This is a genomic window from Pseudomonas sp. S49 (genome assembly GCF_009866785.1).
In the GTDB taxonomy this organism is placed as follows: domain Bacteria; phylum Pseudomonadota; class Gammaproteobacteria; order Pseudomonadales; family Pseudomonadaceae; genus Aquipseudomonas.
Genome location: NZ_CP019432.1, coordinates 3,129,406 through 3,151,864, shown reverse-complemented (window position 1 = coordinate 3,151,864; position 22,459 = coordinate 3,129,406). Strand labels below are relative to the sequence as shown.

Annotated in this window: 21 protein-coding genes and 1 pseudogene; 18 read left to right on the top strand and 4 right to left on the bottom strand. The window is 55.8% G+C overall.

Annotated elements, in window-relative coordinates; translation table 11 throughout:
• Window positions 1-16: 16 nt before the first annotated feature.
• From PspS49_RS13945 to PspS49_RS13915, 7 genes are all read left to right on the top strand, one after another.
• A complete protein-coding gene (locus PspS49_RS13945) occupies window positions 17-943 on the top strand; it encodes a sugar ABC transporter permease (RefSeq protein WP_095121016.1) in 927 nt (308 codons plus the stop codon).
• An 8-nt stretch (window positions 944-951) separates the two neighbouring features.
• A complete protein-coding gene (locus PspS49_RS13940; protein WP_160039812.1) occupies window positions 952-1,782 on the top strand; it encodes a carbohydrate ABC transporter permease in 831 nt (276 codons plus the stop codon).
• A 165-nt stretch (window positions 1,783-1,947) separates the two neighbouring features.
• On the top strand, window positions 1,948-3,051 hold the full coding sequence (gene ugpC, locus PspS49_RS13935) for a sn-glycerol-3-phosphate ABC transporter ATP-binding protein UgpC (RefSeq protein ID WP_150751530.1): 1,104 nt from the start codon (window positions 1,948-1,950) through the stop codon (window positions 3,049-3,051).
• A 15-nt stretch (window positions 3,052-3,066) separates the two neighbouring features.
• On the top strand, window positions 3,067-4,539 hold the full coding sequence (locus PspS49_RS13930) for a mannitol dehydrogenase family protein (RefSeq protein ID WP_160039810.1): 1,473 nt from the start codon (window positions 3,067-3,069) through the stop codon (window positions 4,537-4,539).
• Between the two features lie 249 nt (window positions 4,540-4,788).
• Window positions 4,789-6,285 (top strand): xylulokinase, encoded by a 1,497-nt coding sequence (gene xylB, locus PspS49_RS13925; RefSeq protein WP_160039808.1) that lies wholly within the window; start codon window positions 4,789-4,791, stop codon window positions 6,283-6,285.
• 13 nt (window positions 6,286-6,298) lie between these two features.
• Complete coding sequence (locus PspS49_RS13920; RefSeq protein WP_160039806.1) at window positions 6,299-7,237, top strand: carbohydrate kinase; 939 nt, start codon at window positions 6,299-6,301, stop codon at window positions 7,235-7,237.
• Between the two features lie 45 nt (window positions 7,238-7,282).
• Complete coding sequence (locus tag PspS49_RS13915) at window positions 7,283-7,903, top strand: hypothetical protein (RefSeq protein ID WP_007912129.1); 621 nt, start codon at window positions 7,283-7,285, stop codon at window positions 7,901-7,903.
• Between the two features lie 131 nt (window positions 7,904-8,034).
• Here PspS49_RS13915 and PspS49_RS13910 read toward each other — a convergent pair whose 3' ends face one another.
• Entirely contained in the window at window positions 8,035-9,336 is a 1,302-nt protein-coding gene (locus tag PspS49_RS13910) for an OprD family porin (RefSeq protein WP_150751535.1), read from the bottom strand.
• Between the two features lie 374 nt (window positions 9,337-9,710).
• Here PspS49_RS13910 and PspS49_RS13905 point away from each other — a divergent pair, with 374 nt between their 5' ends.
• From PspS49_RS13905 to PspS49_RS13880, 6 genes are all read left to right on the top strand, one after another.
• On the top strand, window positions 9,711-11,765 hold the full coding sequence (locus tag PspS49_RS13905) for a type VI secretion system tip protein VgrG (RefSeq protein WP_160039804.1): 2,055 nt from the start codon (window positions 9,711-9,713) through the stop codon (window positions 11,763-11,765).
• Window positions 11,762-12,334, top strand: coding sequence for a DUF4123 domain-containing protein (locus tag PspS49_RS13900; RefSeq protein ID WP_160039802.1), 573 nt, complete (start codon window positions 11,762-11,764; stop codon window positions 12,332-12,334). Before PspS49_RS13905 ends, PspS49_RS13900 begins: the two co-directional genes overlap by 4 nt.
• Complete coding sequence (locus tag PspS49_RS13895; protein ID WP_238786346.1) at window positions 12,334-15,048, top strand: toxin VasX; 2,715 nt, start codon at window positions 12,334-12,336, stop codon at window positions 15,046-15,048. Before PspS49_RS13900 ends, PspS49_RS13895 begins: the two co-directional genes overlap by 1 nt.
• The gene (locus PspS49_RS29690) at window positions 15,039-15,995 is read left to right on the top strand and encodes a hypothetical protein (RefSeq protein ID WP_174245059.1); all 957 of its coding nucleotides are present in this window, start codon (window positions 15,039-15,041) and stop codon (window positions 15,993-15,995) included. The genes PspS49_RS13895 and PspS49_RS29690 overlap by 10 nt, the downstream gene beginning before the upstream one ends.
• Window positions 15,996-16,110: 115 nt before the next feature.
• A complete protein-coding gene (locus PspS49_RS29830; protein ID WP_238786345.1) occupies window positions 16,111-17,037 on the top strand; it encodes a DUF6708 domain-containing protein in 927 nt (308 codons plus the stop codon).
• Between the two features lie 252 nt (window positions 17,038-17,289).
• Window positions 17,290-17,688, top strand: a complete 399-nt coding sequence (locus PspS49_RS13880) for a DUF3304 domain-containing protein (protein ID WP_238786344.1) — start codon at window positions 17,290-17,292, stop codon at window positions 17,686-17,688.
• 90 nt (window positions 17,689-17,778) lie between these two features.
• On the opposite strand, the gene PspS49_RS13875 is transcribed toward PspS49_RS13880, so the two are convergent.
• A complete protein-coding gene (locus PspS49_RS13875; protein ID WP_007912147.1) occupies window positions 17,779-18,075 on the bottom strand; it encodes a hypothetical protein in 297 nt (98 codons plus the stop codon).
• A 495-nt stretch (window positions 18,076-18,570) separates the two neighbouring features.
• On the opposite strand from PspS49_RS13875, the gene PspS49_RS13870 reads away from it, so the two are divergent.
• Window positions 18,571-18,840, top strand: a complete 270-nt coding sequence (locus tag PspS49_RS13870; RefSeq protein WP_016985200.1) for a DUF2790 domain-containing protein — start codon at window positions 18,571-18,573, stop codon at window positions 18,838-18,840.
• 89 nt (window positions 18,841-18,929) lie between these two features.
• Window positions 18,930-19,328, top strand: coding sequence for a hypothetical protein (locus tag PspS49_RS13865; protein ID WP_077573050.1), 399 nt, complete (start codon window positions 18,930-18,932; stop codon window positions 19,326-19,328).
• On the opposite strand, the gene PspS49_RS13860 is transcribed toward PspS49_RS13865, so the two are convergent.
• Window positions 19,325-19,594, bottom strand: a complete 270-nt coding sequence (locus tag PspS49_RS13860; RefSeq protein WP_160039800.1) for a DUF1652 domain-containing protein — start codon at window positions 19,592-19,594, stop codon at window positions 19,325-19,327. The genes PspS49_RS13865 and PspS49_RS13860 overlap by 4 nt on opposite strands.
• A 367-nt stretch (window positions 19,595-19,961) precedes the next feature.
• Between PspS49_RS13860 and eco the strand changes: the two genes are divergently transcribed.
• Together eco and PspS49_RS13850 are read left to right on the top strand one after the other, a co-directional pair.
• On the top strand, window positions 19,962-20,447 hold the full coding sequence (gene eco / locus PspS49_RS13855) for a serine protease inhibitor ecotin (RefSeq protein WP_150730142.1): 486 nt from the start codon (window positions 19,962-19,964) through the stop codon (window positions 20,445-20,447).
• Window positions 20,448-20,469: 22 nt separating this feature from the next.
• Complete coding sequence (locus PspS49_RS13850; RefSeq protein ID WP_102901851.1) at window positions 20,470-20,775, top strand: NIPSNAP family protein; 306 nt, start codon at window positions 20,470-20,472, stop codon at window positions 20,773-20,775.
• Between the two features lie 30 nt (window positions 20,776-20,805).
• Here the strand turns inward: PspS49_RS13850 and ilvA are convergent.
• Window positions 20,806-21,795 (bottom strand): annotated as a pseudogene (gene ilvA / locus PspS49_RS13845) (threonine ammonia-lyase, biosynthetic); the annotation flags it as partial.
• A 249-nt stretch (window positions 21,796-22,044) separates the two neighbouring features.
• On the opposite strand from ilvA, the gene PspS49_RS13840 reads away from it, so the two are divergent.
• A complete protein-coding gene (locus PspS49_RS13840; protein WP_160039796.1) occupies window positions 22,045-22,383 on the top strand; it encodes a DUF2834 domain-containing protein in 339 nt (112 codons plus the stop codon).
• The last annotated feature ends 76 nt before the right edge of the window (window positions 22,384-22,459 follow it).

Here is a 22,459-nt window from a genome sequence, read left to right as displayed (position 1 = left end):
CTCGGTTGTGATCACCATGAATACTTCAACTGCCAAAGCCCACCTCGACCTGTCGCAACCTGCGCGCAAGGTCCGCGTACGCAATCCCGGCTGGTTTCTGGTCAGCCCTTCGGTGGCCCTGTTGCTGCTGTGGATGATCGTGCCGCTGGGCATGACCATCTACTTCTCGATGATCCGCTACAACCTGCTGTACCCCGGCGAAAACGAATTCGTCGGGCTTGAGAACTTCAGCTATTTCCTGACCGACTCGGGTTTCATGCCCGGCGCCACCAACACACTGCTGCTGGTGGGTAGCGTATTGCTGATCAGTGTGGTGTTGGGCGTGTTGATCAGCGCATTGCTGGAGGCCAGTGAATTCCTTGGTCGCGGCATCGTCCGGGTCATGCTGATCTCGCCGTTCTTCATCATGCCCACGGTCGGTGCGCTGATCTGGAAGAACCTGATTTTCCATCCGGTCTCGGGGATCCTCGCCTACATCTGGAAGCTGTTCGGCGCGCAACCGGTGGACTGGCTTGCGCACTACCCGCTGCTGTCGATCATCATCATTGTCTCGTGGCAGTGGCTGCCCTTCGCGATCCTGATTCTGATGACCGCGATGCAGTCCCTCGACCAGGAGCAAAAAGAAGCCGCGCGCCTCGACGGCGCAGGACCGATCGCGATCTTCTGGCACCTGACCCTGCCGCATCTGGCACGGCCAATTGCCGTGGTGGTGATGATCGAAACGATCTTCCTGCTGTCGGTGTTCGCCGAGATTTTCACCACCACCAACGGCGGCCCCGGCTACGCCTCGACCAACCTCGCCTACCTGATCTACAACCAGGCGCTGGTGCAGTTCGACGTCGGCATGGCTTCGGCGGGCGGCTTGATTGCCGTGGTCATCGCCAACATCGCCGCGATCATTCTGGTGCGGATGATCGGCAAAAACCTGACTGACAAAGCCTGAGGCCTGCCATGACTCTTCAACAATCCCGCCGGCTGCAAAGCCTGCTGCTCGGCACCCTGGCCTGGGCCATCGCGATCGTGATTTTCTTCCCGATCTTGTGGATGGTGATGACCAGTTTCAAAACCGAAATCGATGCGTTCGCCACGCCGCCGCAGTTCATCTTCACGCCGACACTGGAGAACTACCTGCACATCAATGACCGCAGCGATTACTTCAGTTTCGCCTGGAACTCGGTGTTGATTTCCTTCAGCGCCACCGCTTTGTGTCTGTTGATCGCGGTACCGGCGGCGTACTCGATGGCGTTCTACGAAACCCAGCGCACCAAAGGCACGCTGCTGTGGATGCTCTCGACCAAGATGCTGCCACCGGTGGGCGTGCTGATGCCGATCTACCTGCTGGCGAAAAGCTTCGGCCTGCTCGACACGCGCATCGCACTGATCGTGATCTACACGCTGATCAACCTGCCGATCGTGGTCTGGATGGTTTACACCTACTTCAAGGACATCCCCAAAGACATCCTCGAAGCCGCCCGCCTCGACGGCGCCACCCTGTGGCAGGAAATGGTCCGCGTGCTGCTGCCGATCGCCAAGGGTGGCCTTGCCTCGACCGTGCTGCTGTCGCTGATTCTGTGCTGGAACGAGGCGTTCTGGTCGCTGAACCTGACCTCGTCGAAAGCCGCGCCACTGACCGCTTTGATTGCTTCGTACTCAAGTCCTGAGGGGTTGTTCTGGGCCAAGTTGTCGGCGGTGTCGACCCTGGCGTGTGCGCCGATTCTGATCTTCGGCTGGATCAGCCAGAAACAACTGGTACGCGGCCTCTCCTTCGGCGCCGTGAAATGAACATCCCGAACCCAACACATTCCCCTGTAGGAGTGAGCCTGCTCGCGATGAGGCCGTGTCAGTCACCATCATTGGTAAATGACACACCGCATTCGCGAGCAGGCTCGATCCCACAGAAAAGCCGATCTGGTTTAACCCAATAATAAATTGCGGAGGCCCATCATCATGGCCAACCTGAAAATCAAGAATCTGCAAAAAGGCTTCGAAGGCTTCTCCATCATCAAAGGCATCGACCTTGAAGTGAACGACAAGGAATTCGTGGTCTTCGTCGGCCCGTCGGGCTGCGGCAAATCCACCCTGCTGCGGCTGATTGCCGGTCTGGAAGAAGTCAGCGACGGCACCATCGAACTCGATGGCCGTGACATCACCGAAGTCAGCCCGGCCAAGCGCGATCTGGCGATGGTGTTCCAGACCTACGCGCTGTACCCGCACATGACCGTGAAGAAAAACATGTCCTTCGCCCTCGATCTGGCCGGCGTACCGAAAGCCGAAGTCGAGAAGAAAGTCGGCGAAGCGGCGCGCATTCTCGAACTCGGGCCGATGCTTGAGCGCAAGCCGAAACAGCTCTCCGGCGGCCAGCGCCAGCGCGTCGCCATCGGCCGCGCGATCGTGCGCAATCCGAAAATCTTCCTCTTCGACGAACCGCTGTCCAACCTCGACGCCGCACTGCGCGTGCAGATGCGCCTGGAACTGCTGCGCCTGCACAAAGACCTGCAAGCGACGATGATCTATGTGACCCACGATCAGGTCGAAGCGATGACCATGGCCGACAAAGTCGTGGTACTCAATGGCGGCAAGATCGAACAGGTCGGCTCGCCACTGGACCTGTATCACAACCCGGCGAACCTCTTCGTCGCGGGGTTCCTCGGCACGCCGAAAATGGGCTTCCTCAAAGGCAAGATCGCCCGCGTCGACGGCCAGAGCTGCGAAGTGTCGCTGGACGCCGGCACGCGCATCACCCTGCCCTTCAATGCTGCCAACCTCAGTGTCGGCAGCGCCGTAACCCTCGGCATTCGCCCGGAACATCTGGAACTGGCGCAACCGGGCGACTGCAGCCTGCAAGTCACTGCCGACGTCAGCGAACGCCTGGGCAGCGACACTTTCTGCCACGTCACCACCAACGCCGGCGAAGCCCTGACCATGCGCGTGCGCGGGGATCTGGCCAGCCGTTACGGCGAACAACTGAGCCTGCACCTCGATGCTGCTCATTGCCATTTATTCGATGCCGAAGGTGTCGCGTTGACCCGTCCGCTGCGCGCTGCGGCCTGATTTCGAGAATTCCCGATGAAACTCAACCAACAGAACCTCCATCGTCTGGCCGCCGAAGTGCAACTACCGGCCTACAACCTTAGCGACACGCGCCAGGGCATCGCCCACATTGGCGTCGGCGGCTTTCACCGCGCGCATCAGGCGTATTACACCGACGCGCTGATGAATACCGGCGAAGCCCTCGACTGGGCGATTTGCGGCGTCGGCCTGCGCACTGAGGACCGCCGCGCACGCGACGACCTCAAGGAGCAGGATTACCTGTTCACCCTGTTCGAACTCGGTGACAGCGACGACACCGAAGTGCGCGTGATCGGCGCTATTCGCGACATGCTGCTGGCCGAGGACGGCGCCCAGGCGTTGATCGACAAACTCGCCGACCCGCAAATCCGCATCGTCTCGCTGACCATCACCGAGGGCGGTTACTGCATCGACGACAGCAACGGCGAATTCATGGCGCACCTGCCACAGATTCAACACGACCTGGCCCACCCAGACGACCCGAAAACCGTGTTCGGCTTCTTGTGTGCAGCCCTGGAAAAGCGCCGGGCAGCGGGCATTCCGGCGTTTACCGTAATGTCTTGCGATAACCTGCCGCACAACGGCGCCGTGACGCGCAAGGCGCTGCTGGCCTTTGCCACACTGCGCAACAGCAATCTGTGCAGCTGGATAGACGCCAACGTCAGTTTCCCCAACGCCATGGTCGACCGCATCACCCCCATGACCAGCACCGCGCACCGTTTGCAACTGGCCGACAAACACGGCGTCGACGATGCTTGGCCGGTGGTCTGCGAACCGTTTGTGCAGTGGGTACTGGAAGACAAATTCGGCAACGGTCGCCCGGCCTGGGAAAAGGTTGGCGTGCAGTTCACCAATGATGTTTCGCCCTACGAAGAAATGAAGATCAAATTGCTCAACGGCAGCCACCTCGCGCTGACGTATCTGGGCTTTTTGAAGGGCTACCGGTTTGTGCACGAGACCATGAACGACCCGCTGTTCGTGCGCTACATGCGCGCTTATATGGACCTGGACGTGACCCCGCAACTGGCGCCGGTGCCTGGCATTGATCTGACGGATTACAAAAACACATTGGTGGCGCGGTTTTCCAATCAGGCGATTGCCGATCAGCTGGAGCGGGTGTGTTCGGACGGTTCGTCGAAGTTTCCCAAGTTCACCATCCCGACGATCAATCGCTTGATTGCTGATGGGCAGGAGACCAAGCGTGCGGCTCTGGTGGTCGCTGCGTGGGCGTTGTATTTGAAGGGGGTGGATGAGAATGGCGATAGCTATTCGATCCCGGATCCGCGCGCGACGTTTTGTCAGGCGTTGGTGGCGGACGATGCTTTAATTACGCAGCGGTTGTTGGCGGTTGAAGAGATTTTCGGCACGGCGATACCGCGTTCGGCGGCGTTTGTGGCGGCGTTTGAGTGGTGTTGCAACAGCTTGCGTGAAGAAGGTGTGACGCGGACTTTGCAGCGGATTCTGGATTGAAAAGCCCCTCACCCTAGCCCTCTCCCGGAGGGAGAGGGAACTGACCGAGTGGTTTGTGCAAGTTACATCGACCTGAACGTCCGGAGTCGAACTCAGGATTTGAACAGCCCTGGTTTGAGAGAACCGGAGTCGAACTCAGCTTTTGAACAGCCCCCCGATCGGCTCCCTTTCCCCCTCGCCCCCTTGGGGGAGAGGGCTGGGGTGAGGGGGTAAGCTCTTGATCTTCACCGCAACCCAACGGGTTCACACATGACAACACAACAACTGTTCCTAGGCATCGACTGCGGCACCCAAGGCACCAAAGCCATCATCCTCGACGCCGCCAGCGGTCAAGTCCTCGGCCAGGGCGCCGCCGCACACACGATGATCAGCGGCGCCAACGGCCGTCGCGAGCAAGACACCCAGCAATGGCTGGAAGCCTTCACCCTCGCCACCCGCCGCGCACTGCAGGCGGCGGATGTCGATGGCCAGTCGATCCTCGGCATCGGCGTCTCGGGCCAGCAACACGGTCTGGTCCTGCTCGACGACCAAGGTGAAGTGCTTCGTCCGGCCAAGCTCTGGTGCGACACCGAAACCAGCGCCGAGAACGACCGTCTGCTCACTCATCTGGGCGGTGAAAAAGGCTCACTGGAACGCCTCGGCGTGGTCATCGCACCGGGCTACACGGTGTCGAAACTGCTCTGGACCAAAGAACAGCACCCCGTGGTGTTCTCACGCATCGCACGCATTCTGCTACCCCACGACTACCTGAACTTATGGCTCACCGGCCGCGCGTGCAGTGAGTACGGCGACGCTTCCGGCACCGGCTATTTCAACGTGCGCACCCGCCAATGGGACTTGCAACTGCTGCGCGACATCGACGCCAGCGGGCGCCTGCAAGCCGCCCTGCCTGAGCTGATCGATGCACATCAATCTGTCGGCACCATCCTCCCGGCGATTGCCGAACACCTCGGCATCAACCCCAATGCGCAGGTCTCCAGCGGTGGCGGCGACAACATGATGGGCGCCATCGGCACCGGCAATATTCAGCCCGGCGCGATCACCATGAGCCTCGGCTCCTCCGGCACGGTGTACGCCTATTCCGAGGTGCCGAAAGTCAGCCCGGACGCCTCGGTCGCGACCTTCTGCTCGTCCAGTGGCGGCTGGTTGCCGCTGATCTGCACCATGAACCTGACCAACGCCACCGGCGCGATTCGCGAGCTGTTCAATCTGGACCTGGAGCAATTCAACCAGCTCGTCGCGCAATCACCCATCGGCGCTGATGGCGTGAGCATGCTGCCATTCCTCAACGGTGAACGGGTGCCCGCCCTGCCCCACGCCACCGGCAGCCTGCACGGCTTGACGCTGGACAACCTGACTCAGGCCAATCTGTGCCGCGCGGCCGTCGAAGGCACCACCTTCGGTTTGCGCTACGGGCTGGATTTACTCCGCCACAATGGTTTACAAAGCCGCAGCATTTGCCTGATCGGCGGCGGTTCGAAAAGCGCGGTGTGGCGGCAGATCGTCGCCGACATCATGAACACCCCGGTGATCTGCACCGAACAAAGTGAAGCCGCAGCCTTGGGCGCAGCGATTCAAGCGGCGTGGTGCAAATCCTGGTCGAACGGCCACGAAGACACCCTCTCCGACCTGTGCCAGCGCTGCGTGAAACTCGATTCCAGCAGTGAAACCCTGCCGATTGCCGCCAACGTTGCGGCGTTCCAGCAGGCCTATGAACGCTATCAACAGCATGTCGCAACCCTATAAAGAGCAAACAATTATGTATTTGGTGTGTGGCGAAGCCCTGTTTGATTTCTTCAGCGAAGACGACGCCAGCGGACTGGCCTCGAAAGTGAATTTCAAGGCGATTGCTGGCGGCTCGCCGTTCAACGTCGCCGTCGGTTTGCGCCGTTTGGGTGTGGACTCGGCCCTGTTTGGCGGACTGTCCACCGACTACCTTGGCCGCCGCTTGCAGCAAGTGCTGCAGGATGAAGGTGTGCGCCCGGACTATCTGGTGGATTTCGCCGCGCCGACCACGCTGGCCATGGTCGCCGTCGGTGCCAATGGCTCGCCGCACTACAGCTTTCGTGGTGAAGGCTGTGCCGATCGGCAACTGAATCTTGCGCATCTGCCGGTGTTGGGCCCTGAGGTGCGCGGCTTGCACATTGGCTCATTCTCGCTGGTGGTGCAGCCGATCGGCGACACCTTGCTGACATTGGTACAGCGCGAAAGCGGCAAACGCCTGATCACCCTCGACCCGAACGTACGCCTCAATCCCGAGCCGAACATCGACCTGTGGCGCGAACGCATCGCGACGCTGGTGCCACTGGCCGATCTGATCAAGGTCAGCGACGAAGACCTGAGCCTGCTCTACCCCGAACAGGACCCGCAGCGCGTGATCGAAGGCTGGCTCGAACACCGCTGCCAAGTCGTCTTCCTCACCCGCGGCGGCGACGGCGCCAGTGTGTTCAGCCGCCAGCATGGCAACTGGTCGGTGCCGGCGGCCTCAGTGAAGATCGCCGATACCGTTGGCGCCGGTGACACCTTCCAGGCCGCGCTGATCACCTGGCTGACCGAGAACGGTCTGGATTCGGTCGAAGGCGTGCAGCAACTCGCGCGCGAGCAGATCGACGCCATGCTCAAGTTCGCCGTACAAGCCGCCGCACTGACCTGCAGCAAGACTGGCCCGGATTTGCCCTATCGTCATCAATTGAGCTGAGCGCGTAAACTGTCGGCCTTTTTGCGCACGACGGGATAACGGCTTTTGAATTACAGGCAGACGCTTGGACTACTGACACTGGCAACGCTACTGAGCGGGTGCGGCACCTCGCCGCCCCGCTCGCCGGAAGACATCTGCGAAATCTTCCGCGAAAAAAGCGACTGGTACGACGCTGCGCAAGTCACGCAAAAACGCTGGGGCGTACCGATTCAGGTGCCCTTCGCGATCATGTATCAGGAATCCGGCTACCGCTACGACGCCAAGACCCCGCGCAAATACTTGCTCTGGGTGATCCCGTGGGGCCGCGTCTCGACCGCCTCGGGTTATGCGCAAGCCAAAGATGAAGTCTGGGCCGATTACCAGAAAAGCACCGGCCGCAGCGGCGCCGATCGCGAAGACTTCGACGACGCCATCGACTTTGTCGGCTGGTACATGGACAAAACCTATTCGATCAACGGCGTCTACAAGTACGACGCCTATAACCAGTACCTCAACTACCACGAAGGCTGGGGCGGCTTCCGCAACAAGACCTACGCGAGCAAAGCCTGGCTGATGCCGACAGCGCGCAAAGTGCAGAACCGTTCGGATGTGTATGCGCGGCAGTATGCCGGGTGCAAGGAGGATTTGAATCGGGGGTTCTGGAGCCGGTTCTGGCATTGGTTGTAAGGACGCCTTCGCGAGCAGGCTCGCTCCCACAATAGATCTTCAGTGAACACAGATGTTGTGTCCGGCATTGAACCCATGTGGGAGCGAGCCTGCTCGCGAAAGCAGTCGATCAGACGCTACAACTCCACGCCTTACAACACCGAAAAGCTATAACTCACAATCAACCGTGTCTCATCCACATCCCGGGCAAACTTCTCATAATTGGTGCGATACGTAGCATTCCTCAAACGCAGACTCACATCCTTGAACGTGCCCGTCTGAATCACATACTTCAACTCGCTGTCACGTTCCCACTCCTTGCCTTCCTGATCACTGCCCAACACCTTGATGTGGTCACCGTTCACATAACGGGTCAGGAAGCTCAAACCATTAATACCAATGGCCTTGAAGTCATAGTCATAACGCAACTGCCACGAACGTTCCTGCGCAGCGGCGAAGTCGTTGACCTGCACGTAGTTGACCAGATACGGATTGCTGCCATCGAGGTACGGCATCGAGTTGTCGCCGTTCATGCGCTGCCAACCGGCGCTGAACGTGTGACCGCTGTGCGCATACGACAACATGCCGCTCAACGCGCGGTTATCGATGGAACCGGCCTTGGCATCACCGCTGTCGGCACTTTTCAGCACACGCAGATCCGCTTTAAGTACACCGCCAGCTAACGGTTGATTACCCAACAGCCCGACAAAGTGCTGACGATAAATGTCTTCCAGTTCGGCGTAGTGATACTGCGCGGTCAGGCGATCGTTGATCTTGTAATCGAAGCCGTACATGTCGAAATGGTCGGCGGTGGTGTTGCAGGCGTAGCGCTTGTTCTTGCAGTGCACGCGGATGTCTTGCGAATCGGTGGAATCACGCGCGGTGTACTTGTCCAGACGCGCGGCCATGAAGGTCAGGTCTTTCAGCTCTTTAGAAGTGAGCATGGCACCGTTGAACATGGTCGGCAGCAAACGACCGTCGTTGTATTTCAGCAACGGCAGATCCGGCAGCAGTGCGCCGTACTTCAGCACCGTGTCCGAGACCTTGACCTTGGCGGTCAGGCCCATTTTCGCGTATTGGCCTTTCGAGCCGCGTGGATCGTTGCCGCTGGAAGGCAGCAAGCCGCTGTTGCTGCGGTCCGGACTGGAATCGAGTTGAAAGCCGAGCATGCCCAGCGCATCGATACCAAAACCCACCGTACCTTCGGTATAGCCCGATTGCAGGTTGAGAATAAAGCCCTGTGCCGACTCTTCACGCTTGGAGGCGCCCTGAGCGTTCGAGGTGCTCCCATCACGGAAATCGCGGTTGAAGTACACCGTGCGCGATTCGATTTTCGCGGTGGTGTCTTCAAAGAATCCGCTGGCCTGAACCTGTGCGGTAAAACCTGCGCACAGCACAACGGCTCCGAAGCCAAACGACTGGCGCGGGGTGATGAGGGGAAATGGGGGACGCATGAAAAACTCCAACAATGCAGCGTTTGCGCAAGCGCGCAACAAGCCAGAAAAATAGCTCCCGTCCCGGGTCGAATTGAACCAGGAGAAAGTGAACACGCAGGGGTGAGCGGCAATGATGGCAGATGGCTTTGACGTGCTACAGGCGACTTTAGTCTGAATCTGACTGCGGATTCTTCAACCCAGGGTCGTGGGAAAAGTTGCCGGCGATCAACGCCAATTCGCACTAAACACCCGGTTTCATTGGGCCAAACACCTCATCTAAGGGTTTTCCCTATACCGCAAACCTGCCAGACCTACGGCTTTTGTGCCTTGAACGAGGCCGCTTAATCCTCCATCATCCGTCACCTGCTTATTCAACGGACGGAATTCAAGGCATGCTGGACGCCAACGCAACCCACATTACCCTCACGCTTGAAGGCGCCAACGCCGACCTGCAAGTCCTCAGCTTCACCGGTCGCGAAGCCCTCAACCAACCGTTCCGTTTCGACCTCGAACTCGTCAGCGCCCGCCCCGACCTCAAACTCGAAGAGCTGTTGCACAAGCCCGGCGTCCTGACTTTCGGCCCGACCGGCGAAGGCAAGATCCACGGTCTGGTCTATCGCATCGAGCAAGGCGACTCCGGCAAAACCCTGACCCGTTACAGCCTCAGCCTGGTGCCACAACTGGCCTACCTGCGGCACAACCACGATCAGCAGATTTTCCAGCAACTGACCGTACCGAAGATCATCGCCCAGGTGCTGGAGGATCGCGGCATCCTCGCCGACGCCTACAGCTTCCAGCTCGGCGCCGAGTACCCGGAACGCGAATACTGCGTGCAGTACGACGAATCCGATCTGCATTTCATCCAGCGCCTGTGCGAAGAAGAAGGCATTCACTTCCACTTCCAGCACAGCAGCAGCGGCCACAAACTGGTGTTTGGCGACGACCAGACCGTGTTCCGCAAGCTGAAACCGGTGAGCTACCAGCAAGACTCCGGCATGGCCGCCGACAAACCGGTGATCAAACGCTTCAACCTGCGTCTGGAAACCCGCACCACCCGCGTCAGCCGCCGCGATTACGACTTCGAAAAACCAAAGATCCTCCCCGAAGGCGCGGTCAAAACCGAGTTCGCCCCGGACCTTGAGGACTACGACTACCCCGGCCGCTTCACCACCCGCGAGCGCGGCAAGTTCCTCTCCACCCGCGCCCTCGAACGCCATCGCAGCGACTACAAACTCGCCGAAGGCAAAGGTGACGAACCAACCCTCACCAGCGGCCATTTCCTCACACTCGCCGAACACCCGCGCGCCGAGTGGAACGACCTGTGGCTGCTGCTGGAAGTCTTCCACGAAGGCAAACAACCGCAAGTCCTCGGCGAAAATGTCACCAGCGACGTCACCGACAACAAAAGCGATTTCCACCAGGGCTACCGCAACAGCTTCCTCGCCACCCCGTGGGACGCACACTACCGCCCTGCCCTCGAACACCCGAAACCAAAAGTCCTCGGCAGCCAGACCGCGGTCGTCACCGGCCCCGCAGGCGAAGAAATCCACTGCGACCAGTACGGCCGCATCAAAGTGCAATTCCACTGGGATCGCGACGGTCAGTCCAACGACAAAACCACCTGCTGGATGCGCGTCGCCAGCGGCTGGGCCGGCGCAGCGTACGGCGGCATCGCCATCCCGCGCATCGGCATGGAAGTCCTCGTCACCTTCCTCGAAGGCGATCCCGACCAGCCGCTGGTCACCGGTTGCCTGTACCACAAGGAAAACGTCGTCCCCTACGACCTGCCGGCAAACAAAACCCGCAGCACCTTCAAAACCCTGAGCTCACCGGGCGGCAAGGGCTACAACGAGTTCCGCATCGAAGACAAGAAAGGCGCCGAGCAGATCTACATCCACGCCCAGCGCGACTGGGACGAAAACATCGAGCACGACCAGAAGATCCGGGTGGGCAACGAACGGCACGACACTGTCGAAGCCAACACGCTGAGCGAATTCAAGGTTGAAGAACACCGGATTACGCATCTGGATCGGATTAGCGAAATGCGTGCGGATGATCACTTGACGGTGGCGGTGACTCAGCATGTGAAGGTCGGGACTGCGCAGTTTGTCGAGGCCGGGACGGAGATTCACTACCACGCCGGCGACAAGGTGGTGGTTGAGGGTGGCATGGAACTCACGGCCAAGGCTGGTGGGAGTTTTGTGAAGGTCGATGCTGGAGGCGTGACCATCAGTGGCGCTGAAGTGAAGATCAATACCGGTGGTGCGCCAGGGGTTGGAACGCCTGCTGCGCCGTTACTGCCGGGGATACTAAAAATAGCTGATGCAGACAAACCCGGGTTACCGCTTCTGGCATTGATAAAACAAAATATCTTGTTCCGCCGCACCCGATCCGGGGTATGCGAAGTTTGTGAGGCAGCTAAAGCAGCCAAAGGAGCGAAGCAATGACCACGCTTCCGAATTCTCAAGGATTCCTTTTGATAGATGGCGCAAGGTTTGATGACGCGTTGAAATGGCTGCCTAAAAATTATCCTGGCCATCGCTTCATGCCACTACTGCAAGCCACTCCTTACGCCCCGATAGCTGAAGCAGGCCCCATCTTGCTCGACGCTCTTAGCGACAGCACAGCTCGGAACGACTGGTTGCAAGGCGATGCAAACTTAAATGACGCTGTATGGCTACAAACTCAGAAGCCAATGGTTGAAATTTTTAAGCTCCTTCAGCGCCGCACCCGGATCTACTCTCCTGACCGCCAAGAATATTGGTTACGGCTGGCCGACGGTCTACCACTGCGTCAGGCATGGCTATCAGGAGCAAGCTGGCCGGCTGGTTTTTGGTTCGGAATTGAAAGCGTCTGGTTACGTCATGAAGGAAAAGTGCAGCTCGCATGGACCAACAACTTCCCTGATCTAGATAGCGCTCCAGCTGATACCGGCATTGATGCGCAGATTGTGCTCGACTGGCCTTTGTTACAAGCGCTGGCAACAGATACAGACACTCCGCAGGAGGCGGTGTAATGACTGACAAACCGACTATCAAACCCGCTGCGTGTCCGTTGATTACCGCGGTCGTACCGTTGCGTTATGCTATTGGACCTTCTCACGCCATTGATGTCAGCGCGTTCGACTTGCCACCTGTAAATGGAACGTTTCCAGAGTTGGGAGATGACAACGATTCCACCCGCGATAAGGCACTGAACTACACAGCGCGATTACTACGTAATGGTTGGTTGTACGTTTGGCAATCATCTCCTGAAAAGCTGATTGAGTTTAGTGTTGAAGCAGCGATGCTGAAGGAGACCTCTCGCGGCGGCAAAGTACTCGACGCATCCTCCAAACCTTACTTGATGTTGCCCGCAGGGACACCCGCGATGATCTCGTGGTCTCCCGCCAAGTGGAGCGACAAACAATTCTCCGCAGCGAAAGATCAAGCCAAAGTCCGCACGAGAGTCATGCGAAACTTCACTCCTGGTGCCGCACCCGCTAGCGGCAAGGCAGCCAGCATCCATGAGCGCATCGGCGATTACATGGAGCCTATTGGTTTCAAATGGAGTTGCGTGCCGGAAACCAAAAACAAACCTAATTGGTCATCAATGTTGGATGACATGAAGCGGTGCGAGCAGCAAGCTTATGTTATTGCTGATGACCCATGGGGGGTTTGGATTGATTTGGCTGCTATGTTGCGTTCTCAGCATGACGCCTTTGACCAACGTCGTAAAAAACGTTCAGAAGACTGGGCTATGGCGGGAGCACTGAAGTCTCTTGCTGATAATGATGCCAAAATCAAAGAGCAACTCCCCTCAATCACACGCTACAAAGAACTGAAAACAGCCTGGGAAGAGCTGGATACTGAAGAGGTTCGTTACAATGATGATCGCCGCCGTCTTTCTATTTTATGGAATGACTGGTTAAAAACATTTGAGGCGAAAGGCCCCTCGACCTTAGACACGGCAGCTGGTCACTTCGACATCACCATTCCAGACTCGCGAACAACTCTTGAGATAAATTTCGCTTCTGCATGCCTTGGCCCCTCTAGTTGCAGTCTTAGCGCAAAAGCATTGAGTGAAGCGCTTGATCCTGATAAACAAGGGGCAGGGAAGCCTTGGTTGCTGTGGGCGTTACTGGGACTGAGTCAGCGCTTAACAATTGCGGAAATTAAATCTATCGTAGATCTCGCAGATGCAGCTAGAGATAATATACCTGGCCTTGCCAGCGCTTCAGTAAAAACAAGCAAAGCGATAGCTCTAGCAGCCGCAATCAATAACGCCGCAAAAAACTTAACAACGCACAACCCTGCGAAGTCACAAGAAGCTTTACTACTAGCACTTTCACCAATACTAGGTTCAAACTTACAAAACCCTGCGCCAGCAGAACAAAAAATATCAAAAATTTATTTGAGCGCTGCACTTGGCCGCAGCCAACAAAAATTAAATATCGAAAAGGTTAATTCAAGACAAATCGGGAAGTGGATTAGCGACCTACTCGAAACAACGCCCTCCCACTCCCTAGAGAAAAGTGCATCCTCCTCTTCAATGGCATTAGAAGATGGACTTCCATTTTACTCTTTAGCGCCAACTGCAAGCGCTGACGCATCAAAAATCAAGCTTCCTTCTGTTTCCAACATAGTTAAAAATGAAACAAACTTAACAAACCTATTAAGCCTAAGCAAGGCCTCACTAGATAAAGCGCCAATCAAATGCCTCGTTGCAATTTTTGCAGCACTAAATCTCAGATCAGCTGCTAATGATGCTTGGAATACACCTTCTGCGAAAACAATTCTCAGCTCTATAGGTGGAGCTTTTGGTATGGCGGCCGCGTCTGCCGCGATTTGGCAAAAAGTCGCGGAAACTAACTGGGAGGCAGCACTAACCGCATCAGGCAAAGAATCTTCTGTAGCACGTGTCGCACTGGCTGACGCATTAGGTTTTGGCTGGAAAGCCGCAGGACTACAGACTCTTACGGCGGCCGTGGACGTACTCGCATATGGATTAGACACTTTTGAGGCATATCAGGCGGGTGATTATGACACTGCAAGCGTCAATGCAGGACTAACTGCTGCCTCGTCAGCAAATATCTCTCTTTATGTAAAAACATTCCGTGCAGTACGTGCCGCTCGGGCGGCAGTTATTGCTGGAGACGCTGCCGCGATTGGACGAGGCGTGACACAGGTCCCTCATATCGGCTTTAAAGCATTAGGGCTCAGCATATTAATTGTCGGCGGCATTGTTGCAAGACTATACACACAAGACACTCCCTTGGAAAAATGGATAAAGGGAACTAAATTTGGAATTAGCCCCGCTGACTGGTCCGGGGACTATAAAAAAACAATGAATGAATTTTATAAAATTGTTTTCCCAATTAGTTTTGATGCTTATCGTTTAAATGAAATGAACCCATACAAGGGCGTAATTGAGAGCACATATCTCCTACTGAAATTACCAGGCAAAGAAAAACTCACGCCCAATATGGTTAAATTTGAGGGAGAGGAGATTTGGGGCGGAATATTTGGTCTTGGTGGAAAGCGTGAAAAAGTTATCTGGACGAGTAGTGATTTTGACGTCCACTCGGGCACGCGAATTTCAAAAGAATCCGAAACGGCAGTCTATAGACGCGTATATCACGTAGATCGCGAGGGTCGGGCATTGAATAGCATATCCGGAAAACTGACTTATTCACCTCTAGAGGGTTTGAACCTCCCCCCTATTGATATCAAGGAAATAGCATGGATCTAAAAAACCTTATCGCCCAAGCAGCGTCGAAGTACGGCAACACGTCGAACGTCGTATTGAAAGCCAGCGAGAGCACCGGACAACCTCCATGCGAACTATTCATCACCGATGAACATACAGAGAATTACTTAACCTTACAGATGGCAGGAGATGCAGATAGAGGAGGTATAACAGGTATAGCGGCAGGCGTAGGATCTCTCGCAAGTATTGCATTGGCATTTATGATGATAATAAAAGGCCGCTGGGATCTTGTAGGCCTTTGTATTTTCCTTGCCGCGGCCATGTTCCTTATTCCGTTTTATTTTGAAACACGAAAACCACTGCCTTTACCTGTATTATTTAATCGTAGAACAAAAGAAGTTTATTTTGATCAAAATGGTGATTTGTATCATACGCCATGGGACAACATTCAAGCTATCGCGTGTGAATTTCAAATGACAAGCATTTATACGGGCGGTATAAATAACGCTTCTCTCGAAATACTAGTAAAACGTCTAGGCGACCCTGACAATGCTCTTATGGTTAGTTTGGGTTCCCCAATGGGCAAGACACTTGATATGCAAAAAGGGTTTTGGGAATACATTCGCAGCTACATGAATAATGGCCCATGGTTTGATGAAAATGGCAACCACGCAGAATCCGATGAATTCATAAAGAAAACGCTTTCGAGCAATATTAGACCGTCAGACTTTTTGGGATACTGGAAAAAAACGATCACAGATAAAAAAGTCAAATCCGGACACTCTAACTACTTAACCGCATCTGACGCCTTTATGCTTATTGGACATTTAATTTTTTTTCCAACCAATGCTATACAAGACTTCACATACAATTATGTACAGAGAAAAACACGAAACTTATGGCCAAAAATAGTTACAGAACGCTTACATCAAGACGGCCCCACACTTAGACTCATAGACTTAGAACGGGAGCGCGGTTTTTCTGTTTGACTTATGATCACGAAACCGAAAGGTAATAGCTTACTACTCCTTACTTGAAGGCACGCACTACCGCCCATCGAAGTCAAGGAAATGGCATGGCTTTAAGAACGGCAATGAAAAAATCATGGCGAAATATGGTGATGCTCCTACCGCAGTTCTTAGTGACGACGAGTCTACGGGAGAGCAACCACTTGAGCTTTTTATAACTGAGGAACACACAGAACACTATCTTTCACTAAAAGCTGGCAGTGATCGAAACCGCGGCTTGCTTAGCGGACTTCTCGGGGGAGTTTCAGCTCTGATCGCACTCATCATTGGCGTTTGGATGGCTTTACTGGGCAAGTGGGACGGAGTGGGCTGGATGTTACTTTTCGGGATACCGTTGTTCATTGTTCCAATCATCATCGAAACAAGACGCTCTTTACCACTTCCCATAATTTTCAACCGACGAACACAGGAAGTCTATTTCGACAACGAAGGAGAGCTCTATCATACTCCTTGGAAGGGAATAGAGGCTGTAGCTTGCGAGTTCGACATGGTTGGCCTTTATTCTGGGAGCATCCGAAACGCCTCGCTTGAAGTATTAATGAAGCGCTTGGGAGAGCCTGAAAACGAAATTATGGTCAGCATTGGTACGCCGGCGGGAAAGTCATTAGAAATGCAGAAAGGATTTTGGGAATACATTCGCTCTTATATGAACAACGGCCCATGGTTCGACCACACTGGAGCTCATAGCGAATCGGATGACTTTGTAAAAAGCCAGTTAGACCTAAAATTAAAACAATCTGAATACTTAGGCGCATGGAGAAAAATCATTCGTGAAAAAAAAGAAGCTGGAGATGGAAGCAATTACTTAACTGGCACTGATTTTTTAATGCTACTAAACAATATAGTCTTCTACCCATCAAACAAGATTCAAGACTTTGTTTATGAAAGAGCAAAGCATCGCTCGCGTAACCGTTGGCCCACTGTCGTGACTGAACGACTGGAAGCGGATGGTCCAACGACAAAATTGATTGATTTAGAACGCGAGCGTGGTCTCACTGTTTGATTAAATGTTGGAGATCCTCAGCTTGGTAGCGGCATGTGCAGCCTCCTCATAAGCTTACTGAATCCAAGTTAAAGCAACCCTCTTGATTCTAATCCAGGAAAAATTTAAGTGTGACTCATCGGTTCGCGATCGGTGAAGTCCTCTCCAGGCATAAAGCCGGAATGTAACCTCTTACCTTGGAATTTTAGTCATTTGATAGATATTGCTGCGGACGCACGTCGAAAACGAACATGGCGAAGAAGGCGAATAGCCTTGGCTGTACTGGCTTTGCTGCTTAGCTACGCCACCCCAAAAATAGTTGACCTATTTCGTACGCCCGGCGCCATGTTGACCTCGTCAAACTATACGGATCGTCCAATTTTGAGTTTTTGGATCAACGATTTTTGGGGCGGGAATCTTGCTGCCATGAGCGGTGGCGGCACCATGTGCTGCCGGAGAATTGAAGGAAAAACGGTTCGTGTCTCATGGATTCTCAGCCGGACAGGCGAACAGTTGAGACAGGGTATGAAGAAAGAAAACCATGAGTTGATATTGCCTCTCCCTCGCCGGACACGGAGTGACGAATTTCTGCACGTCCGTTTTTTACCTGGGAATATTGTTGAGTTAAAATGGAGTCCAGACTTGGTCAGCCCGTTTGCTCCTGCTCCTTAGGCAGAGTCTCTTCTCTAACTAGCTGTTGTAAACATCAAGCACGGGCAGAAAATGCCTCTGCCCGTGAGTGCTAGACAATTCAAACAGAGATCAAACCGGCGCCTTCCAACTCAACATCTGCTGCTGCGCGACCTGCAGCAAATCATTGCCATCCTGCGTCAGCAGGTAAAGCGCATGGGTGATGTGTGGAATGTCCTGCACGTCGGCGTGCTTGAAGCACAGGCAATGCAGGGTTTCTAGCAGGTCGGCGGCGGCGCGGATGCGCTGGACGGCGGCTTCGAGGATGTCTTTCGGGTTGGCTTGGGTGTCGATGAGCAGCGTCGGCGTTTCGGTGACGTTGCTGCTGAGAGGGAGATAGCGGTTTTGTAGCAGTTTAATTATTGGCATTCTGATTACTCAACTGTATTAGAAGGTAACCGCCATAGCCGTGACCAAACGGTGGGAGGCGGCCGTGTACAGGCTTGGTCAACCGAGAACAGTTCAAACTCAGCTCGCCCGAAGGCGTCCTGCACACAGCCGCCACAGCAATGCACTTCACGGATCGTGAAATCCGAGCGATGCAAATGATGGCACATATGCAATGAACTTTTCTCAGGTGACCAAACCCGAACCACTGATTTTGCAGCGGCAACCGACAATAACCGCCCTACTCCAGCCGCCGAAAGCAGACAAGGCACCAGCCTTTGTAGGAATTCGCCAAACCTTCCTAAGAAAACCACCCCGCTCCCTGACAGCCGGCGTTCAGCTTGGTTAACCATCCCTTAACGCCGTGGTCAAAAACTCTACTGAACCGCACGCCCTCAGCCATTCTGGCTGTTGCCCAGTGCGGCAGGTTCGGGTGCATCACGCCGAACGCTAGAACCGTCACTCGGGAGTCCTTTCATGAACATTCGTCCTTTATTGCTCACCGCCGCCCTCGCCTGCACCGCGTTCGCCGGGCTGGCCCAGGCCAATGACACTTCCGCCACGTCCAAAGCCGTTCCGTATGAGTACGGCATGCCGCTGCATGTGGCCAAAGTGGTGTCGTTGACCGAGCCGCCAACGCAACTGTGCAAGGTGGTCACGGCCGATATGAAGTACATCGACAATGCCGGTAAGCCCGAGGAGATCAGCTACCGGAAATTATCTGACGCGTGCAACTTCCAGAACTGACAGAAACGTCTGATTTGCGGGTTTGCGGTAGGCGTGGGGAGTTTCGGCGGTTATGCTCGGAGCCCTCCTCACTGCCGCAAGGATTCGCCATGCAGTTGTCGTTTCGCTCGTTGTCGGGCTTCACGTGTTCGTTGTGTTTTTTGCTGGCACTGGCCTGGGGCATTTTCCCGGAGAGGCTGCTGGCGATCTGGAGCATCGAGTACTCCGACGCTGCCGGGTTTGTCGCGCGGCGCAGTGCGGTGCTGTTTGCGGCGTTGGGGGTGATGTTTTATCTGGTGCGCAATGCACCGCCGTCGCTGGGGCGCAATGCGCTGAGCAACGGGTTTATCGTCGGTTGTTTTGGTTTGGCGGTGCTGGGTTTTGCGGAATGGCTGAACGGTCATGCCGGCCCCGGGATTTTGCTCGCGGTGCTGGTCGAGTTCGCGCTGGGCCTTGGTTTTGTGCAGGCCCGGCGCGTGACGGTCGAACTGGGTGAAACGGTGCGTTAGACGACTCTGGAGCGTGGGCTGTAGTGATGTTGCACAGTTTGCTGGTTCAGATCCGATCGCAGCCCGGCGATCAGTTCGTTGATTTCACGACAGCCATTGAGATGGCTGGCGTCGATGCCACTGACCAGCAGATAGACCTGATCGGTCTGATGATCGCCGAAAACCTTGACGGTCATTGACAAGTCCGGCGACAGCGTGCACTGGCAGCGTTTCGGCAGAAAACTGCTTTCAATGATATTGCGTAGTTCCAAGGCAGACAGAAACATGGCGAAACCCTCTCCTTACTGTGAGATGCCAATCAAGTATTCACGCTGACCGTTGCTGCCCCTGCACGGGTGTGTCCCCGCTGTTTCCCTGGTGCGACAAGCGGTGGTACTGCGAAATGCCCATTGGAGTGTAGGCGCCCAAGGCCGGTGCGCCGCACTGAAAAGACGCATAAAGCGTGCCTTTCATCGGTTCATTTTCACCCTCATGAAATCAAGCACTTGGCGGCGGTGCCAGTATTTGGCTACTTGCAAATTGCAAGAATGGCCTCGACGGGTACTGCAATTTGCAACTCGACGCTGGTTTGCAATCACGGCCCATGACGGTAAGAATGCCCGTTATCCACCCTACACCCGCACGGAGGCTTCCATGGGTTCTTTCCGCGTTTACGCGACCACCGGGCTGTTCATCGCCAGCCTGTCCACCCTCGCCCACGCCGCCAAGCTTGAAGACGTCGCGCCGTACCCGAAGGCTGAAGCCGGGTTCACCCGCCAGGTCATTCACTTGCCCAAGCAAGAGCAGGAAGAAAACTTCCAGGTGGAAATCCTCGCCGGCAAAACTCTTGAAGTGGACTGCAATCGCCAGCGTTTGGGCGGCGTTCTCGATGAGAAGAATCTTGAAGGTTGGGGTTATCCGTTCTATCGACTGGAAAAAGTCATCGGGCCGATGAGCACGATGATGGCCTGCCCGCCCGGCAGCCAGAAGAAACGCGCATTCGTGCCGGTCGTTGGTGACGGTTTCATGCTGCGGTACAACAGCAAGTTGCCGGTCGTGGTGTACGCGCCGTCGGACGTCGAAGTGCGCTATCGCATCTGGTCGGCGTCGGACAAAGTCGGGACAGCCCTGCAGGAATAAACCCGAACAAGGAGTGCGTTGCTTGATTACCTGCCACGTCCGATATGTCATTGATCCGTACCAATTGCCTGAGTTCGAGGCCTACGCGAAGGCCTGGCTCGGCATCGTCGAGCGCTTGGGCGGCACCCATCATGGCTACTTCCTGCCGTCCGAAGGCGCGAATAATATCGCTTATTGCCTGTTCAGTTTTCCGTCGCTGGCGGATTACGAAAGCTATCGGCACATCGCGCTGACCGATCCGGAAAGCACCGCACTGGTTGCCAGCCTGGTCGAGAAGAAGTTCATCGTCAGCTACGAGCGCAGCTTCCTGCGCCCATTGCTGCCGTAAGCTTCATCACGCCGAGACGCTGCAGACTGCGGCGCGCTCGGCAACATGGCGCAGGCTGTCGAAGTTGATATTCGCGCCCGAGTCGATCGCCACGAATGTCTGCTCGCGCACCCCGGTTCGCGCTACGTATTGCTTGATCCCTGCAACGGCCAGAGCGCCGGAAGGCTCGGTGATCGAGCGGGTATCGTCGTAAATGTTCTTGATCGCCGCGCAGAGGTCGTCGTTGCTGACGGTGATTACCTCGTCGACGCAAAGGCGGCAAACCTCAAACCCGAACGCGCCGATCTGCGCTACCGCCACGCCATCGGCGAAGGTGCCGACATTGGGCAGCACGACACGCTGATCGGCTTCCAGCGAAGCCTTCAGGCACGCGGAGTGTTCTGATTCGACGCCGATGATGCGTACTTCCGGGCGCAGGTATTTGACGTAGGCTGCGATGCCGGCGATCAGACCGCCACCACCTACCGGGATAAAAATCGCATCCAGTGTGCCTTGATGCTGGCGGAGGATTTCCATCGCCACAGTGCCCTGCCCGGCGATCACTTCCGGGTCATCGAACGGAGACACGAAGGTGCATCCGGTCTGTTCCGCCAGTTGCAGCGCATGGGCCAGCGCGAACGGGAAACTCTCGCCGTGCAGCAACGCTTCAGCACCGCGACTGCGCACACCCAGCACTTTCAGTTCCGGCGTCGTCGCCGGCATGACGATGGTCGCCGCGATCCCCAGTTCGCGCGCTGCCAGCGCCACGCCTTGCGCGTGATTGCCGGCCGATGCGGTGATTACCCCACGCGCCTTTTGCTCGTCACTGAGTTGCACCAGTTTGTTGTAGGCGCCGCGGATCTTGAAGGAGAAAGTCGGTTGCAGGTCTTCGCGCTTGAGCAGAATCCGGTTGCCCAGCGCCTCAGACAACGCCGGCGCCGCTTGCAACGGCGTGCGCACCGCGAGGTCGTAGACCGGCGCGGCGAGGATCTTTTTCACGTAGTGCTCAAGCAGGGTTTGCTGATCGGGGCTGTGCGGCATGGTCGTCTCCTGACATTTTTCAAAACCCCGGAGACAGAAAGTAAAAACCCGCCTCTAGGGCGGGTTGGGTGCTGCAGTCGTGAGCTAGCCCGCCAAATGAGGAATGGCGGTAATAATCATTGGCTGGCAACGCGATACAGTCGAAGTCATGGGCTGGAAATTAGCCTGCAGGCTGGTGGCAAGTCAATGGCCAATTTTGCGTGGTGACGTTAGTCTGGCGACTCTCTCATCACACCAAGGAAGGATTGCATGATGTCTATCGCCATGCCCCTCGCGGCTTTGCTCGTGTTTAGTGGTTATACCGTTTCGGTGATGCTTCAGACTGAACAATCATTGATCGACTTCGGCATCAGCCTGATGTCGCGGCCCGACACCGCGCAGGTGGTGATTGATCTGTATCTGCTGGCCACGCTGGCCGGCGTGTGGATGGTCAAGGATGCCCGGTCGCACGGGCAGTCGGTCTGGTCGGTGCTGCCTTATTTGTTGCTGACGGCGGTTTTTGTGTCGAGCGGGCCATTGTTGTATCTGGTGGTGCGTGGGGTTCGCGAACGTCGGAAGGCGGTGGCAAAGTGCAGCCAGATACTATGAACACCTGAAACCCCTGTAGGAGTGAGCCTGCTCGCGATAGCGGAGTGTCAGCCAAAGATGAGGTGACTGACACTCC

Bases quoted from the DNA above. Each gene is read 5' to 3' on its own strand.
- PspS49_RS13945 (WP_095121016.1), top strand. From the start codon at position 17: ATGAATACTTCAACTGCCAAAGCCCACCTCGACCTGTCGCAACCTGCG.
- PspS49_RS13940 (WP_160039812.1), top strand. From the start codon at position 952: ATGACTCTTCAACAATCCCGCCGGCTGCAAAGCCTGCTGCTCGGCACC.
- ugpC (WP_150751530.1), top strand. From the start codon at position 1,948: ATGGCCAACCTGAAAATCAAGAATCTGCAAAAAGGCTTCGAAGGCTTC.
- PspS49_RS13930 (WP_160039810.1), top strand. From the start codon at position 3,067: ATGAAACTCAACCAACAGAACCTCCATCGTCTGGCCGCCGAAGTGCAA.
- xylB (WP_160039808.1), top strand. From the start codon at position 4,789: ATGACAACACAACAACTGTTCCTAGGCATCGACTGCGGCACCCAAGGC.
- PspS49_RS13920 (WP_160039806.1), top strand. From the start codon at position 6,299: ATGTATTTGGTGTGTGGCGAAGCCCTGTTTGATTTCTTCAGCGAAGAC.
- PspS49_RS13910 (WP_150751535.1), bottom strand. From the start codon at position 9,336: ATGCGTCCCCCATTTCCCCTCATCACCCCGCGCCAGTCGTTTGGCTTC.
- PspS49_RS13905 (WP_160039804.1), top strand. From the start codon at position 9,711: ATGCTGGACGCCAACGCAACCCACATTACCCTCACGCTTGAAGGCGCC.
- PspS49_RS13900 (WP_160039802.1), top strand. From the start codon at position 11,762: ATGACCACGCTTCCGAATTCTCAAGGATTCCTTTTGATAGATGGCGCA.
- PspS49_RS13895 (WP_238786346.1), top strand. From the start codon at position 12,334: ATGACTGACAAACCGACTATCAAACCCGCTGCGTGTCCGTTGATTACC.
- PspS49_RS29690 (WP_174245059.1), top strand. From the start codon at position 15,039: ATGGATCTAAAAAACCTTATCGCCCAAGCAGCGTCGAAGTACGGCAAC.
- PspS49_RS29830 (WP_238786345.1), top strand. From the start codon at position 16,111: ATGGCGAAATATGGTGATGCTCCTACCGCAGTTCTTAGTGACGACGAG.
- PspS49_RS13875 (WP_007912147.1), bottom strand. From the start codon at position 18,075: ATGCCAATAATTAAACTGCTACAAAACCGCTATCTCCCTCTCAGCAGC.
- PspS49_RS13870 (WP_016985200.1), top strand. From the start codon at position 18,571: ATGAACATTCGTCCTTTATTGCTCACCGCCGCCCTCGCCTGCACCGCG.
- PspS49_RS13865 (WP_077573050.1), top strand. From the start codon at position 18,930: ATGCAGTTGTCGTTTCGCTCGTTGTCGGGCTTCACGTGTTCGTTGTGT.
- PspS49_RS13860 (WP_160039800.1), bottom strand. From the start codon at position 19,594: ATGTTTCTGTCTGCCTTGGAACTACGCAATATCATTGAAAGCAGTTTT.
- eco (WP_150730142.1), top strand. From the start codon at position 19,962: ATGGGTTCTTTCCGCGTTTACGCGACCACCGGGCTGTTCATCGCCAGC.
- PspS49_RS13840 (WP_160039796.1), top strand. From the start codon at position 22,045: ATGATGTCTATCGCCATGCCCCTCGCGGCTTTGCTCGTGTTTAGTGGT.